The organism is Aeromonas sp. 6P (assembly GCF_051919525.1).
In the GTDB taxonomy this organism is placed as follows: domain Bacteria; phylum Pseudomonadota; class Gammaproteobacteria; order Enterobacterales; family Aeromonadaceae; genus Aeromonas; species Aeromonas veronii.
On record NZ_JBQBEO010000002.1, the window covers coordinates 2255689 to 2270529 of the forward strand.

General features: G+C 53.7%; 19 protein-coding genes. 9 read left to right on the forward strand and 10 right to left on the reverse strand.

Annotated elements, in window-relative coordinates:
* Positions 1-23 precede the first annotated feature (23 nt).
* From acpP to ACTG2J_RS10605, 9 genes are all read left to right on the forward strand, one after another.
* Positions 24-260 (forward strand): acyl carrier protein, encoded by a 237-nt coding sequence (acpP, locus tag ACTG2J_RS10565; protein WP_005300909.1) that lies wholly within the window; start codon positions 24-26, stop codon positions 258-260.
* Between the two features lie 82 nt (positions 261-342).
* A complete protein-coding gene (gene fabF, locus ACTG2J_RS10570; protein ID WP_005333158.1) occupies positions 343-1584 on the forward strand; it encodes a beta-ketoacyl-ACP synthase II in 1242 nt (413 codons plus the stop codon).
* 68 nt (positions 1585-1652) lie between these two features.
* Positions 1653-2459 (forward strand): aminodeoxychorismate lyase, encoded by an 807-nt coding sequence (gene pabC / locus ACTG2J_RS10575; RefSeq protein WP_113739562.1) that lies wholly within the window; start codon positions 1653-1655, stop codon positions 2457-2459.
* Positions 2449-3450 (forward strand): endolytic transglycosylase MltG, encoded by a 1002-nt coding sequence (gene mltG, locus ACTG2J_RS10580; protein ID WP_162628389.1) that lies wholly within the window; start codon positions 2449-2451, stop codon positions 3448-3450. The genes pabC and mltG overlap by 11 nt, the downstream gene beginning before the upstream one ends.
* Entirely contained in the window at positions 3450-4091 is a 642-nt protein-coding gene (tmk, locus tag ACTG2J_RS10585) for a dTMP kinase (RefSeq protein ID WP_005345536.1), read from the forward strand. The genes mltG and tmk overlap by 1 nt, the downstream gene beginning before the upstream one ends.
* Entirely contained in the window at positions 4076-5023 is a 948-nt protein-coding gene (gene holB, locus ACTG2J_RS10590) for a DNA polymerase III subunit delta' (protein ID WP_113739561.1), read from the forward strand. The genes tmk and holB overlap by 16 nt, the downstream gene beginning before the upstream one ends.
* A gap of 25 nt (positions 5024-5048) precedes the next feature.
* Positions 5049-5828 (forward strand): TatD family hydrolase, encoded by a 780-nt coding sequence (locus ACTG2J_RS10595; RefSeq protein WP_100653773.1) that lies wholly within the window; start codon positions 5049-5051, stop codon positions 5826-5828.
* Between the two features lie 373 nt (positions 5829-6201).
* A complete protein-coding gene (locus ACTG2J_RS10600) occupies positions 6202-7143 on the forward strand; it encodes a site-specific integrase (protein ID WP_419178071.1) in 942 nt (313 codons plus the stop codon).
* Positions 7144-7230: 87 nt separating this feature from the next.
* On the forward strand, positions 7231-7578 hold the full coding sequence (locus ACTG2J_RS10605) for a DUF3653 domain-containing protein (RefSeq protein WP_439997463.1): 348 nt from the start codon (positions 7231-7233) through the stop codon (positions 7576-7578).
* A gap of 347 nt (positions 7579-7925) precedes the next feature.
* Here ACTG2J_RS10605 and ACTG2J_RS10610 read toward each other — a convergent pair whose 3' ends face one another.
* From ACTG2J_RS10610 to ACTG2J_RS10655, 10 genes are all read right to left on the reverse strand, one after another.
* Positions 7926-8438, reverse strand: coding sequence for a hypothetical protein (locus ACTG2J_RS10610; protein WP_439997464.1), 513 nt, complete (start codon positions 8436-8438; stop codon positions 7926-7928).
* Between the two features lie 123 nt (positions 8439-8561).
* Positions 8562-9911, reverse strand: a complete 1350-nt coding sequence (locus ACTG2J_RS10615; protein ID WP_439997465.1) for a zonular occludens toxin domain-containing protein — start codon at positions 9909-9911, stop codon at positions 8562-8564.
* Position 9912: 1 nt separating this feature from the next.
* Positions 9913-10221 carry a DUF2523 family protein gene (locus tag ACTG2J_RS10620; RefSeq protein WP_180349303.1) on the reverse strand — a complete coding sequence of 103 codons (309 nt, stop codon included), beginning with the start codon at positions 10219-10221 and terminating at the stop codon, positions 9913-9915.
* 36 nt (positions 10222-10257) lie between these two features.
* Entirely contained in the window at positions 10258-11661 is a 1404-nt protein-coding gene (locus ACTG2J_RS10625) for a hypothetical protein (protein ID WP_439997466.1), read from the reverse strand.
* 112 nt (positions 11662-11773) lie between these two features.
* The gene (locus tag ACTG2J_RS10630; protein WP_439997467.1) at positions 11774-11995 is read right to left on the reverse strand and encodes a hypothetical protein; all 222 of its coding nucleotides are present in this window, start codon (positions 11993-11995) and stop codon (positions 11774-11776) included.
* Between the two features lie 251 nt (positions 11996-12246).
* On the reverse strand, positions 12247-12636 hold the full coding sequence (locus tag ACTG2J_RS10635; protein WP_439997468.1) for a hypothetical protein: 390 nt from the start codon (positions 12634-12636) through the stop codon (positions 12247-12249).
* Complete coding sequence (locus ACTG2J_RS10640) at positions 12629-14110, reverse strand: replication initiation factor domain-containing protein (RefSeq protein ID WP_439997469.1); 1482 nt, start codon at positions 14108-14110, stop codon at positions 12629-12631. The genes ACTG2J_RS10635 and ACTG2J_RS10640 overlap by 8 nt, the downstream gene beginning before the upstream one ends.
* Entirely contained in the window at positions 14097-14321 is a 225-nt protein-coding gene (locus tag ACTG2J_RS10645; RefSeq protein WP_439997470.1) for a hypothetical protein, read from the reverse strand. The genes ACTG2J_RS10640 and ACTG2J_RS10645 overlap by 14 nt, the downstream gene beginning before the upstream one ends.
* The gene (locus tag ACTG2J_RS10650) at positions 14318-14611 is read right to left on the reverse strand and encodes a hypothetical protein (RefSeq protein ID WP_439997471.1); all 294 of its coding nucleotides are present in this window, start codon (positions 14609-14611) and stop codon (positions 14318-14320) included. The genes ACTG2J_RS10645 and ACTG2J_RS10650 overlap by 4 nt, the downstream gene beginning before the upstream one ends.
* Entirely contained in the window at positions 14608-14802 is a 195-nt protein-coding gene (locus ACTG2J_RS10655; protein ID WP_439997472.1) for a hypothetical protein, read from the reverse strand. The genes ACTG2J_RS10650 and ACTG2J_RS10655 overlap by 4 nt, the downstream gene beginning before the upstream one ends.
* Positions 14803-14841 lie beyond the last annotated feature (39 nt).

A 14841-nucleotide genomic window follows, 5' to 3' on the forward strand; every position in this document is an offset into this window, starting at 1 on the left:
ATTTTTAAAGGAAAATTCAGGTCATGAGCAACATCGAAGAACGCGTAAAGAAAATCATCATCGAACAACTGGGTGTTAAAGAGGAAGACGTTAAGAACGCTGCCTCCTTCGTCGACGACCTGGGCGCTGACTCTTTGGATACCGTTGAACTGGTAATGGCGCTGGAAGAAGAATTCGATACCGAAATTCCTGATGAAGAAGCCGAGAAGATCACCACTGTTCAAGCGGCTATCGACTACATCACCGCTAATCAGGAATAAGTTCCTGTTCTAAGAGAAGCGGCCCAAGGGCCGCTTCTTTTGTATTTGTTCCCTTTCAAAACACCTCTCGGAGACTACCTCAGTGTCAAAACGCAGAGTCGTGGTGACCGGCTTGGGGATGCTTTCCCCGGTGGGTAACACTGCCGAATCCAGCTGGCAAGCACTGCTCAACGGGCAGAGCGGCATTTCCCTTATCGAACATTTTGATGCCAGCGAGTTTGCAACCCGCTTCGCTGGCCTGGTCAAGGATTTCGATCCCGAGCAGTACGGTATCAACCGTAAAGACGCTCGCAAGATGGATCTCTTCATTCAATACGGCATCGCGGCCGGAATGCAGGCGCTGGATGATTCCGGCCTGACCATCAATGAAGAGAATGCCGAGCGTGTCGGCGTGGCGATTGGCTCCGGTATCGGCGGTCTGGGTCTGATTGAACAGAACCACGAAAGCTTGGTCAATGGCGGCCCGCGCAAGATCAGTCCCTTCTTCGTTCCGTCCACCATCATCAATATGGTGTCCGGTCATCTTTCCATCATGAAAGGTCTGCAAGGGCCGAACATCGCCGTGACTACCGCCTGTACCACAGGTACCCATGCCATCGGCATGGCTGGCCGGATGATCGCTTACGGTGATGCCGATGTGATGGTCGCCGGTGGCGCCGAGAAAGCCTCCACCGCGATGGGAATGGGTGGTTTTGCTGCCGCCAAGGCACTCTCCAACCGCAACGACGAACCGCAAAAAGCGAGCCGTCCGTGGGATAAAGATCGCGATGGTTTCGTGCTGGGTGACGGTGCCGGTGTACTGGTGCTGGAAGAGTACGAACACGCCAAAGCCCGTGGCGCCAAGATCTACGCCGAGCTGGTCGGTTTTGGCATGAGCGGTGACGCGTATCACATGACTGCGCCTCCTGCTGATGGCAACGGTGGCGCTCGCGCCATGAAAAATGCCATCAAGGATGCCGGCATTGCCCCCGAGCAGATTGGTTACATCAACGCGCACGGTACCTCCACCCCGCTGGGTGATGTGGCCGAGCTGCGTGGCATGAAGTCGGTGTTTGGTGAGCACGCCAAATCCCTGATGGTGAGCTCCACCAAGTCCATGACAGGTCACCTGCTGGGCGCCGCCGGTGCCATCGAGGCGATCATCACTGTGTTGGCCCTGCGTGACCAGGTGGCTCCGCCCACCATCAACCTGGACAACCCGGATGAAGAGTGCGATCTGGATCTGGTACCCCATGTGGCCAAGCCTGGTAGCTTCGAGTACGCCCTTTCCAACTCGTTTGGTTTTGGCGGCACCAATGGCTCACTGATCTTCAAACGCGTATAATTTGCCGCAGGGCAAAGACACAGGCCCGATACTGCCGGTATCGGGCCTTTTTTATCGGAGGGATCCCTTTGCTTATCAATGGCATGAAGCTTGATACCATCTCGGTCTATGATCGGGGGCTGGCTTATGGTGACGGTCATTTCACCACCATGGCGGTCAGGGAGGGTCGCGTGTTGCAGTGGCCTGCCCATCTGGCACGGTTGCAGCTGGCCAACAACCGGCTGGGATTGATTGAACCGGACTGGGGTCTCTTGACCCGGGAGGTTGAAAAGATGGTGGCCGACCAGCCACAATGCGTTGCCAAGGTGATCCTGACCCGCGGCAAGGGGGGGCGGGGCTATGATGGCAGCGGATGTCAACACACAACCCGGATTGTCACTCTGGCGCCATTTCCCACTCACTATGGACAGTGGCAACAGGAGGGGATCGAGATGGTGGTGTGCCGCCAGCGGATCGGTGATGCCCCCATGCTGGCCGGGCTTAAAACCTTGAATCGTCTGGAGCAGGTATTGCTAAAAAGCGAACTTGTCAGCAGAAATGCAGTCGAAGGGATAGTGCTTAACAGTCGCGGTTTTCTCATTGAAGGGGTCAGTGCCAATCTGTTTTGGCGTCGGGGCAAGACGGTGTTTACGCCCGATCTCGCCCGCGGTGGTGTCGATGGCATCATGCGCCGCCAGGTGATGGCGATGCTGAAACAGATGAGTATTGAGTTGCGTGTGGTAGAGGCTCCGCTGGAGTCACTATGGCAGGCGGAAGAGGTGTGGCTCACCAATACCCTTATGGGGGTCGTGCCGGTCAATGGCATCGAGGATATTCACTATCCCACTGCGGTATTGAGTCGCCGTTTACAGGAGCGTTTGGTCATTGAAGTTTAATCGGCTTTACACCCTGCTCGCGGGGGCGGCACTGACGGTGGCCGCTGCCGGGGGCTATGTACATTACAAATGGCAACAGGTAGAGACGCTAACCAACAAGGGGCCGACCCGGCTCTTTACGGTGGAGAAGGGCGCCCATGCGGCGCGTCTCATCGCCGAACTGGGGGAGGGGGAAACCAGCCCCTGGGCGGTGCGACTCTGGCTGCGCAGCCATCCCGAACTGGTGGCCATCAAATCGGGCACCTATGAAATCAAGGAAGGGGCCCCTCTCAAGGAGACCCTTTCCCTGTTCGCATCGGGCAAGGAGTTTCACTTCAGCCTCACCTTCGTCGAAGGTTCCCGTTTCGAGGATTGGCAGAAGCAGCTCTCCAGCGCCCCATATCTTGAGCGGTTGACCGTCGAGCAATCCGAAGCCGACCTAGCGCAGGAGCTCGGCATCGAGAATGGCAAGCTGGAGGGGTGGTTCTTGCCGGAAACCTACGCCTATACCACCCATGCCAGCGATCTCTCGATCTTGCGTCGCGCCCATCTGGATATGGAGGCTTTCCTGCAGCAGAGCTGGGAAAAACGTCAGGCTAACCTGCCTTACAAAACGCCCTATGAGGCGTTGATCATGGCCTCCATCATCGAGAAAGAGACCGGCCAGCCGGACGAGCGGGCGCAGATCGCCTCCGTATTCGTCAACCGTCTGCGTCTGGGCATGAAGTTGCAGACTGATCCCACCGTCATTTACGGGGTGAAAGATCGCTACGATGGCAATATTCGCCGCAGCGATCTGACCGACAAGAATCCCTACAACACCTATGTGATCGACGGCCTGCCGCCCACGCCTATTGCCATGCCGGGTAAGGCCTCCATCGAAGCTGCGCTTAACCCCAAATCGACCGACTATCTCTATTTTGTCGCCAAGGGGGGCGGTGCCCACTATTTCTCCAAGACCCTCGATGAACACAATCGGGCGGTTCGTGAGTACATATTGAAGAAACCCTAATGTCTAAATTTATTGTGATCGAAGGATTGGAAGGGGCAGGGAAGAGCTCGGCCGTGCGTTATGTGACTGACTATCTGCAGCGTCACGGCATCAACCGGATCGAGTGCACCCGCGAGCCGGGTGGTACGCCGCTGGCCGAGCGGATGCGGGCCATCGTCAAAGAGGTGCACGACGAGCGCCTCACCATCGAGGCGGAATTGCTGCTGATGTATGCCTCCCGGGTACAACTGGTGGAGACCCGCATCAAACCCGCACTGGCCGACGGTGTCTGGGTGGTGGGGGATCGCCACGATCTCTCCTCCCAGGCCTATCAGGGGGGCGGCCGTGGTATCGATGCCCAGCTTATCGGTGCCATCAAGCAGGCGGTGCTTGGCAACTTCAAGCCGGATCTTACCCTCTATCTCGATATCGATCCTGCCCTTGGCTTGCAGCGCGCGCGCCATCGCGGCGAGCTGGATCGCATCGAACTGGAGCAACTGAGCTTCTTCGAGCGTACCCGAACTCGTTATCTCGAACTGGCCGCCAAGGATGATTCCATTGTGGTGATCGATGCGGCGCAAACGCCGGAACAGGTCAAAGCTGCCATCGAGCGTGCATTGGATCACTATCTGTCGAACGAGCCGCTATGTATCCCTGGCTGATCCCCGACTGGCATGCCCTGAGCCAGACGGCCCAGTCCGGTCGTCTCGGCCACGCCTGGTTGTTGCTGGGCGATCCTGGTCTTGGCAAGGAGCAACTGGCCGAGCGGCTGGCACGTTTGCACCTTTGCCAGCAACCGGATCGCGGAGAGCCGTGCGGCCACTGCCACTCTTGCCAGCTGTTTGACAAGGGCAACCACCCGGATCTCGGCACCATAACGCGCGACAGCAAGACCATCGGGGTCGAGGCCATTCGCGAGATCTGCACGCGGCTGCAGGGCTCTGCCCAGCTCGGCCGTGGCAAGGTGGTGATCATTCCTGATGCGGAGCGGATGACCGAATCGGCGGCAAATGCCCTGCTGAAAACCCTGGAAGAGCCGGCCGGCGACAGCTTGCTGTTGCTTATTGCCTCCCAGGTTTCCCGGCTGCTCCCTACCATTCTCAGTCGCTGTCACAAACATGTCTGTCAGTTGCCTGCGGAAGGGGAAACAGTACGCTGGTTGGCCGAGCAGGGTCATCAGGCCACTCTGGCTCAGGTGCGGATCTGTCAGGGGGCCCCGCTGCGGGTACTCGACTATATCGAGCAGCAACAGGACGGTACTCGCCGCGAACTGCTGGAGCAGTTTGTCGCCCTGAGTCAAAGTCCGGTCAAGGCGACGGCATTGTGCAGCCAGCTTGGTCAGGAGACGCAGGTCAGGTTGCACTGGTTGCAGCTCTTCTTGTGCGATGCCCTGAAAACCCAGGCCGGATGTGGTCACCATCAGCTGGCAATGCCTGATCTGGCCATCTTGAGTCAACGGTTGGCGGAGCAGCACTCCAGCGAAAAACTGCTGGAGGCAGAACAAGATCTGGTTGCCCTGAAAGCGGCATGTCAGCCGGGTCAGCTCTCCAATCCCACCATCTATCTGATGAACTGGCTCAGTCGCTGGTTATAAGTACCGACAAGCAGAAAGGTTTTATATGTTACTCGTTGATTCCCACTGTCATCTCGATCGCCTCAGCTATGGCAGCAAGCAGACCAGCTTGGCTGATGTACTGGCAAAGGCCGCGAAACTGGACGTGGGATATTTTCTCTGTGTCAGTGTGACTCAGGCACAGTTCCCGACCATGCTCGAGGCGATCGCTCCCTATCCCCAGGTATTTGCCTCTTGCGGGGTACACCCGCTCAATCAGGAACCCGGTGTCGATGCCGAGTTGCTGCTCAAGCAAGCTGCCGATCCACGTGTGGTGGCCATCGGTGAGACCGGTCTCGATTACTTTTACTCACCCGAGAACAAAGAGGTGCAGCAAGCCTCTTTCCGCGAACATATCCGGGTTGCTCGCGCGTTGAACAAGCCGCTGATCATCCATACCCGCGATGCCCAGCAAGATACCTTGCAGATCATGCTTGAAGAGGGCGCTGATCAGGTTGGCGGTGTGCTGCACTGCTTCACCGAATCCCTCGAAATGGCGCAAGCTGCGATGGCGATGGGGTTCTATATCTCCATCTCCGGGATCGTCACCTTCAAAAATGCGTCTGCCCTGCAAGAGGTGGTCAAGGCTCTGCCCCTCGACAGATTGCTGGTCGAGACCGACTCGCCCTATCTTGCCCCCGTGCCGCATCGGGGGAGGGAGAACGAGCCCGCCTTTGTGCGAGACGTTGCGCAGTTTATTGCCGATCTGCGTCATATTCCGCTTAATGAATTGGCAGAAGCCACTAGCCGGAATTTCTTTGAACTATTCAAACTGGCGAAAAAATAACACAGAAGCCCCGTTGCTCGGGGCTTTTTATATTTCAAATACCAAGCTGATTACCCACCTGAATATCAACACCGAGCTGTGTTATCTCTCACTTTTCCCTGCCAATTTTACTTTTTCGTTTCTGCCAAACTGGGTTGAATGATATTCCTATGTTTCCTTTATTCAGCGTGGTTAAAGGGCATTAAAACAAGATGTTCTAAGTATCGATAATATTCATTATCAATACTTGATGTATAGGGAAGATCCTGTAAGATCCTCTCAAACTTCATATGAATCATAGAGTTCCGTGGCATTTCCAACCTTGTCCAATCCGGCTAATCAGTCACTGCAGACTGTGTTCGATGCGCAACTAAATAGCCGGGCACGCCGCTTTTTGCGCAGTGCAAAAGCGGATTCCACCCTCAATGCCTATCAGGCGGATACCCGTATTTTTGTCTTCTGGTGCCAATTGCACAGGCTGGATCCGCTGCAAACCACCCATCACGACATCATGAACTTTCTGGCAGATCAGGCCGACGGCGTATTGGCCGACTGGGTATGGCTGGATAAAGAGGAGGGGAAGGGTGAGCTGCGTAACGGTGAACCTCGTAAACCGGCAACCCTGGTGCGGCGGCTTGCCGGGATCCGTTATGCCTTCAAGCAGAAAGGGATTCATCCCATGCCCACCGAGCATCCCGAAATCAAGGAGATGATGCGCGGTATTGTCAGATTGGGAGATAACCGCAAGCGCAAAACTGGCGCCCTGACGTTACAGCCATTGACCCAGGTACTCGATGGCATTGACACCCATGATCTGGCGGGCTTGCGCGATCACACCCTGCTACTGCTGATGTTTAGTGGCGCCTTGCGCCGTTCGGAAGCGGCCCGAATTGAAGTGACCGATCTCGATTTTGTGGGGCAGGGGATCCGTCTTCGTCTCAAACCGAGCAAGCATCAGCTGCATGAAACCGAGATAGCCCTGATCCCGGGCAAACACTATTGCCCCGTGTCGGCACTGCAAAAATGGCTACACAAAAGCCGGATCAGCGAGGGGCCGCTGTTTCGGCGCATGAACCGCTGGGGCCAATTGATGGCCGAACCACTCGGCCCACAGGGCATCAACCTGATGATCAAGCGGCGAACCGGCCAAACCATCGACGATCTTTACGTCAGTGGCCATAGCCTGCGGCGCGGTTTTATCACCTCGGCAGTGACTGCCGGCAAGCCGATGAACAAGATCATTGAAGTCACTCGCCACAAGGATATGCGAACCCTGCAGGAGTACTTCGATGACGCCCATAAGTTCTCCGATCATGCCCTGGATGGTTTGCTTTGACATAACTGCGTCACTACACAGATTACGTTAAATACGGGCTCAAACTGCGACCCGCTGGAATTACCCAGTTATGACGGTTTGGATTGTATGGAACGTAATATCACGAAAAATTTCATTTTCCGTTGGTTTGAGTGCGGGTTGAGTGTCAGAGAAACAGCAGAACTCTGTTTCGTTTCTGTGAGTGAGGTCACATTGTGGGATGAGGGAAAGAAGATCCCCGACATCTACAAGAGGGTAATGAGGATGGCGTGCGGGCGGGAACTGCCGACCATCTTCACCAGATACTGGGAGGGGTGGCGCATGTCCGGCTACCACCTTATCACCCCTGCCGGTTCACAAATGACCCGTCAGCGGCTTGAGATGATCGACATTATGGGCTGTGACCACTTCAAGCGGTGGGAGAACCCAAGAAAGAAGTACAAGAAATACAGATAAAGACAAGGGGCCTGACGGCCCATTCGTTTTTTCATAGGTGTGTGCCCAGGGTAGGCACCCAGTGGAATTCCCCCCGTATTACTACACGGGGGGGTAAACAGGCTGGCGCGGTGAGTGTCGCTTGTCTTCGACAGGAGGCATAGGCAGGCGCTGGACGTGCCCTATAGCCTTCGGCTGGGCACTCTGGCGGGGCACTAAAGATGGCTTAGCAGGGAAGGGGGTGAGCCTGCATCAGGGAAGCATTCCAAAGAAGTTTCGGCCGACCTACCGCTTTCCCAGAAATGGACAGCAGTGGGCGGCCTTATACGCGCTATGGTCTTCGACCGCGCGTCAGCATGGGATGGCACTCAATGCCATTGAGGATTGGCTTTGTAGAGCTTACGGGCAAAATCGCGAAGAGCATTGGTACTGATCCACTCATAGGGAACATGCTCAGGCCCATCAGACATTTTGGCAAGGCGCTCCAACAGCTGGAGCATAAAGAGATAGGAATAACCACCATCGTAATCAGCAAACTTGAGAAAGCGCTTCTTGAGATCAGCATAACCACGATACTGAGAAAGCAATGGCATATAAACATACCACGCTTGCGCAGCAGTAGACAATTCAGGATCAGAAGGTGGAACGACAGGCTCAGGAACTAGGACAGACTCGACGCTTGCCTGAGTGGGCAGCGGCAACTCGACCTGTTTATGGCTGTCGCCACAAGGCTCGGAAACCGGAAGGGAACCGGTATCTCTGTATACAGAAATCAAATGCCGGACGGCTTCAAGGCAACCATCAGGGACACGAACCATTGTTGTCGGTTCAGACTTGGGACGACCAGCACCGGGACGAGCACCACCACGTTTAGCTTCCATTTCACACCTCACTGTTTGAATTCCGTTTACATGATTCATTGTAGCGCAAACTTGATTCATGTAAACAGATTTCAAATAAAAAGATGATCGGTTTTCACTTTCCGCTCGTCGCGTCGTCGTCCGCTAGGCCGCTCCCTCCTTGCTTCCTCCCTCAGCCGTCTCCTTGGTAGTGAACGGGTTCATAAGCGCCGGAGTAGGCAGAGCAGAGGCCTTGGGCTCTTCGTATTTAGTGGGCTGGCAGAAGATGGTGACAGAATCGCCGGTCTCTACGTTGTAGAGCTCGGCTTGACAGTAGCGCTTATAGCGAACGGCATAGCCCATGGAGTAGAGCTCATCGTTGTTGGTGTGGTACTCATCGCCGTCTTTGGTGAACAGGGCAATGGTGATCACGCCGTTCCCCTGGGTGTCGAGTGATTCGCCGGTAACGTAGACGGCCTTGGCGTTATAGGGGTTCACAAAAACAGGCTTACTAGGAGATACCTTGTTAGTGCGACCAGTGCCCACATTACCAGCAGTGCCCGAACTACCTTGAACAGCCACAGCAGGATCCGTTTCAGGAGCTGCCACACTCGACTTAGAGTTGATCTCAGAATTGAGCTTGTCGGCCTCAGAATAGTTGTAAATAGCAAACCCACCGAAGATGACAATAAGTAACGCATAAAAATAAAAGACGGGTGAACTGAAAGGGCCTTTAGATTGACCCGATTTGGTGTGCTTGCCGGTTTGGGTTGATTTGTAGAGGAGGAACGCCGCCAACGGTACTTTCTCACGATATACCGGAGAATTTGCAGCGGGGACACCATTCGAACGCGGGTTATGTTCATATATCCTCGGTTTACGCTTATACCAAAAAAAAGAGTCCTTATTGGATTGAGCCTTGGCTAATTCGGCACAACCACGAACCATTGGGGAAATATCGTTTATATCAGGAGTAACACAAACAATATCCCAGTTGAATTTACGGTGGCGCTTAAAAGCACCGTTCAAGGTCTTGGGATATACAACACGGCCGTTCTCATCGAATAATAAAGAACCCGTATCATCATAATCACAGGATTCAAATTGCTCAGGCTTACAGGCATCGAGCGCTAAATAATAATCCTCAATCAAACCGGCTGGGAGCTGGTCTTTATAAGTCTCGATGGGCTGATAATCCAAATCGGATTCTTTCCATGACTTATCAGGATAGATGTCCTGAACTTCGTCCATGAGAATGAAAGAGCCAACAGGCGCCCAGTGAAACCAACGCCGCCAGAGGCGCAATGCGTCATCGTGGATAATGTTGATACGGTAGAGGCGGGTAGAGTCTGGAAACTTCTCTCCGAGCCGCTTTTCGATGTCCTCGAGGGGATAACACCCCTCAAGGTTAGTGATGCAGATACGGCCCTGACGAAGAGCAGGGAGCAGGTCATACCAAACAGCAGAGGCGGACTTGTAAGAGCCGTTAGGCCCATGACGAATGATGACGGCCATATCACCACCCCAAGAAGTTAAGAGCAAAGCGGGTGACTATGGCGTGAAGGATCATGTTCATGCCATCAACCGCGCCGGACTGGAACAGGAACCACTGAATAGAGGACGGTAACGAACTCATGAGTGGTTGAAGGATGCCGGATATATTGAAGTCCTGAAGGATCTGCTGGGCGATGGAATAGCCGAGCTGGATCATCATGAGCTCGCCCTCAATCTTGAGATAGAGGCCAATCTCGACGACGTAGGCCAGCGTTCTAGACACGATGTAAGGGACACCATCCGTAAAGAACGAATGAATATCGACCATCATCCCTGATACCCAATTTATGAATTCCGTTATCATAATTCATTTCCTATTCGCGATGATGTAGACCGCATACAGCGCACAGAGAAGGAGGACAACGGCAGCAAGGCCCATATTCAAGATCATCTGAAACGCCCCCATACCGAACGGCATAGCCGTCCCGTTCATGTTCAGAACCCACTTATCAGGCTCACCGGATGCGGATAGCTCTGTGAAGCGGAGAGAGGTCTGAAATTCGGTGTTGAGATCCTTAATCTTCTGGATAGATTCGGACTGTTTTTCTTTGATTTCTGTAAACGAGGCTTCAGGAATGACGCTTTCCCAGAAAGCGCCGGAGCCAGCACCTGGAACAAACGGGCCATCGCCTTCCTCTTCTTTGTCGAGCTTGTCGGAGATATGGTCGAGAGCGTCTTTGATACCGTCGAGCTTGCCGTTGCCTTGGGCCTGAAGGGATGCAGAGGCACCACCACCGCCATGGCCACTGTTGTGGATGGCGTTCTGTATGTCCTTGGAGATATTGGAGACGAGTTTGCCGGTGGCGAGGTTCTGCTCAGAACTGGCCTTGATCTGAGCGTTGGCCGAATCGGCCACGACCTTGGCAACATCCTTAAGAGTGGTCTCACCATTCGGGCCGGTGGCGTTAGGCTGGACTTGGGTACCGGTAGCACCAGAAACAGAGCCCTGAAGATCACCCAATGCGTCTTCTGTGCCTTGAGAGGTATTGGAGTTATCGACGGGTGGAGCGTCACCATTGGAGGAGGTGTCATTCTCTGATTCAAGGGTGGGCTCTGGACGAACGACAGAGCAATTGGCACCAGTAAAAGTAAAAGAGCCCGTCCAAGCACCGGATGAAAGCTGAACACCACCACCAATGGTTTGGATGGAACATTGGCCGTAACATTTAACTTCACCAGCTGTAGAGCCAACAGTGGGGCCAGCCTGAAAGAAATACTGACCAGAGTGAGCAAGGCCGGCAGCTGCACCACAATTTGGAACACAGGTCTCTTTGCCGTCAGAGGTAACGCGAACGATAGCCCCCTTAAGGCAAGTCTTTGGTGGTTTCTGGCAAACTTTAGAGCCATTTAAGTCAATGGGGCCAATAGTAAAATCAGGATTAGCAGGAGGAGGACAAATATACTGACTAGAAAAAGCCGCTGAAAAAGAAGAGCCGCGAATAGTATTAGAACCAGAAGCAGGCTTATAAACACAAGTCCAACGATGAGGGAAAGCTTCAAGAGTATTACAAGAAATCAAAGTAGCATCAGAGCCAAATACACTCTTCTGATAAGCAAGACAACCCTCATAAGTAGTAGTCAAACTTGGCATATACGTAATCGAACAAAGACCCTTGTTTTGACCATACGTATTTTGAGGAACGGACGGAGCAGACTCAACAGCAAATGAAAGCGATGGAATGAGAAATAAGAGGGCGAAGATCCATTTCATAAAAAAAAGGCGGGTCTCCCCGCCCCCTCGTGTTATCCGGCATAGACCCCTGACGTAAAGCCAAGAACGAAGCAGAGGCCTACAGCCGTCGCCCAGAGAAGGGCGGAGAACATTACTTACGTGCCCAAGAGAGCAGCGCACCCACACCGAAGGTCAGCAGGGCCAGAGTGACGACACCGACCACAACGAGATCGACGTTGGCTTCGGCCTGAGTCTTGGCAGCGGCGAACTCGGTGGCGATATCCACGGCGAACGCGGAGGAGGAAGCGACAGCGGCGGAGGTGACAACAGCTACCGGAGCAGCGTACTTACGAACAGCGTTGATGATTTTCATAACAATTTCCTTTTGGATGTGAAATCAGTGTTTACCGAGCCAGCGTACGATTCGGCCAAGGCTGTGACCGGCAAAGAAGGTCAGCAGCATGAAACCGAGATACTCATTGGCAAGGTTGCTATCAAATTCCGACAAAGCGCCTACCTGTGCCCGATATTGATCCGGAGTGACAAGCACATATCCCGTACAAGAGCTCAGGGCGTCTTGAGTGACGACGAGATCCCCCGTATCGGAGACAAGTAGGCAGCTCATCAGAACTTACTCACGGGTTCAGACTTGGTGTCTTTACCAGTGTCTTTGGCAGCAGGGCCGCCAAATCCGTCTTTGACCGGTTGGTCAGACTTGAAGCCGACAACGATGTTCTTGGAGAAATCGCGCGGGTCAGACTCAAGGATCAAAGTCACAGGAACCAGCTTCGGACAGACAGCCAGGTGAGCCAAAACAGTCGGGTCGTTCTTGACTGGGAACTGTTTGGACTGGAAGCCCCAGTTGATGATATTGCACTCGGCCATATCCACGTTAGTGGCCGGCACGATGTATTCGAGCTGTGCGAAGTCATAGGGCTTGGGTGAACCGCTTTTACGGGACACACCACGACCGTGGGTGACGCACATAACAATGACGTTTTGGATCTCAGACATGGTTGTACTCTCCGGTTAATAAGCCCTCTGGTTTGGGCACAAGAAACAATGAGCAACTACCGTTCAATATCTCTGGCGGTAACGGCATCAATAGTCGGGATGGAACATCGTCAGGTGACAAATGGCTGGTCAACTGTTTGATAATTGATTCAGGTTTCAAACCTTCAACCGTGCTCATGTAATTGACAACACGACCGGCAAGGCGGGCCATATTGGCAATTGCGTTATCACGGGACAGAGCAAACTTGTTCTTGAACGTAGTGACACGGACAGGCTCTACAGGCTTGGCAGCCTCAGAGAGCTGCTGGAGCCACACAGCGAACTGGGGATAGAGACCAGCAAAGTAAGGGTCTGGGTTGATGAGCACATCGAGCGGTATAACGCGATCTTTGCTGTGGAGTTCACCCTCAGCCCGAAACCAATCAGGATGGTCAACAGATGAAAGCTGTTTACCTTTTTCATACATGCGGCCACATTTGCCGTTGATGCGGGAACCGATGTAGAGAGAGCAACCGGCATTAGCAATCATGCCAAAGCGCTTGGTAAGGCCCTTGACGACTTCAGGGATGAGCTCGAACTCACCGGCCTCTATCTTCATCCACTTGGGAGCCATGCCGCGCTGGGGATGGAATCCGCCAGACTTGGCGGCCTCTACAGCCGAAGAATACGAGATAAACTTCCCATCGTAGTCATCAAGTGCCAAGTCAACCCGAGTGATCCGCACACCAGGAATACGGGCCAAGACGCGATGCAGAGCACCAAAGTCAAGAGCGTCACATCCCTGACCGGTGAAGGAGACAAAACAGCCATGGTTAGCAGCACCCCAAGCGACCAATCCTGCTGGGATTCCGTCAACGAGGATATCCCCAGAGCTGGAATAGCCGTGGACACCACCACGACGAGGACGAATAGCAAAGCGAGGCGCAGGTATAGGAACGCCGATTTCATGATTAAGCTCATCGAAGAAGATCTCCAGTTCTGAGCAGCAAAGGGAATCAAGGAATTGAATTCCGTATGCATGAATCAAATCGTTGTAGGCATCCCAGATAGTACCGTCTGGATTGAGTTCCAGTTCTGAAGCGTCAACCAGCTGGCCGAGGACGGCTTTGAGCTCTTTGTTCAAACGGCGGTTAGCGTCGTCTTTGTACCCACGGCGAATGTTGGCTTCCATGGCTTCATACATGGAGGCAGTGAGAACGGCACGGGCACCTTCTACAGCTGCGTTAGGGATAGAAACGTCAACAAGAGCGCGAGGGTCGTCGCGACTAGGGACGGGTCGTACATAGATAAGCCCCTTCTCAGTTGGTAAAGGCTTGATGCGACTCAGCAAGTGATGAGTGTGCTTATCAAACACCGGAATAGACTTGAGAATGGCACCTTGCTTGGCAAGGCCAGCAATGCGCTTGATGACCTCAGGGCTCCAAGTGAAGGACAAGAAGTCATGCTTAACGAGTTGAGCGTTATGACCAGTCATCGAAAAACACTCCTTGCTCATAGAGAGCTGCCCAGGTGCTTTCGGTGACTTCAACGAAATCGAAGTCGGTGTCGGGATAGTTGAAAGAGAGGTAGCGAGCGCAGGATCCCAAGTCAGGGAACATCTCGACGTGACCGGCCACACTGGCAGCAATCCAGCCGGTAGGCTCTTGTTGCCAGTACAGGGTGCGTTGGATGGTCGGAGTAGTCATAAATCAAGGTCCGGATCGACAGAAACACAACCGTCAACATGGCCACCAATACAACCACAATAACGACACTCATAAGGGTCAAGATCGGCATCAGGGGCATTGTCACTGGAATAAACACAAACCCAATCGCCAGCAGCAGGAGATGAAACCTGAGGGGCGTAACAAGCAGCTCCATTATCAAAGTCAGTCTTGCCACAATGAGGGCAAGATTTGGCGTAAATAGCAGTGAAAGGACAAGTATCAAGATGCCCCTCAGACTCATTGCAGTAAGAACAACGAAGGACAGTCATTGGGAAACTCCAGCATCAGCGTTGAAATCGAGTTCACGGTCGGAAGGGAAAGGGATTGCCAAATCAAGCAGGTCGTCAGGGTAATCACCCTCGACGATACCCATAGAGCCACAGTCACGGCAGCCGTCTCCCTGACACTCAGGGCAGACGTGGTAAACCGGTGTTAACTGCTGTAGGGTCTGGCGTTCCATGCGATTCACCTATTGGCGGATTATCGTAATGGCGTGAGT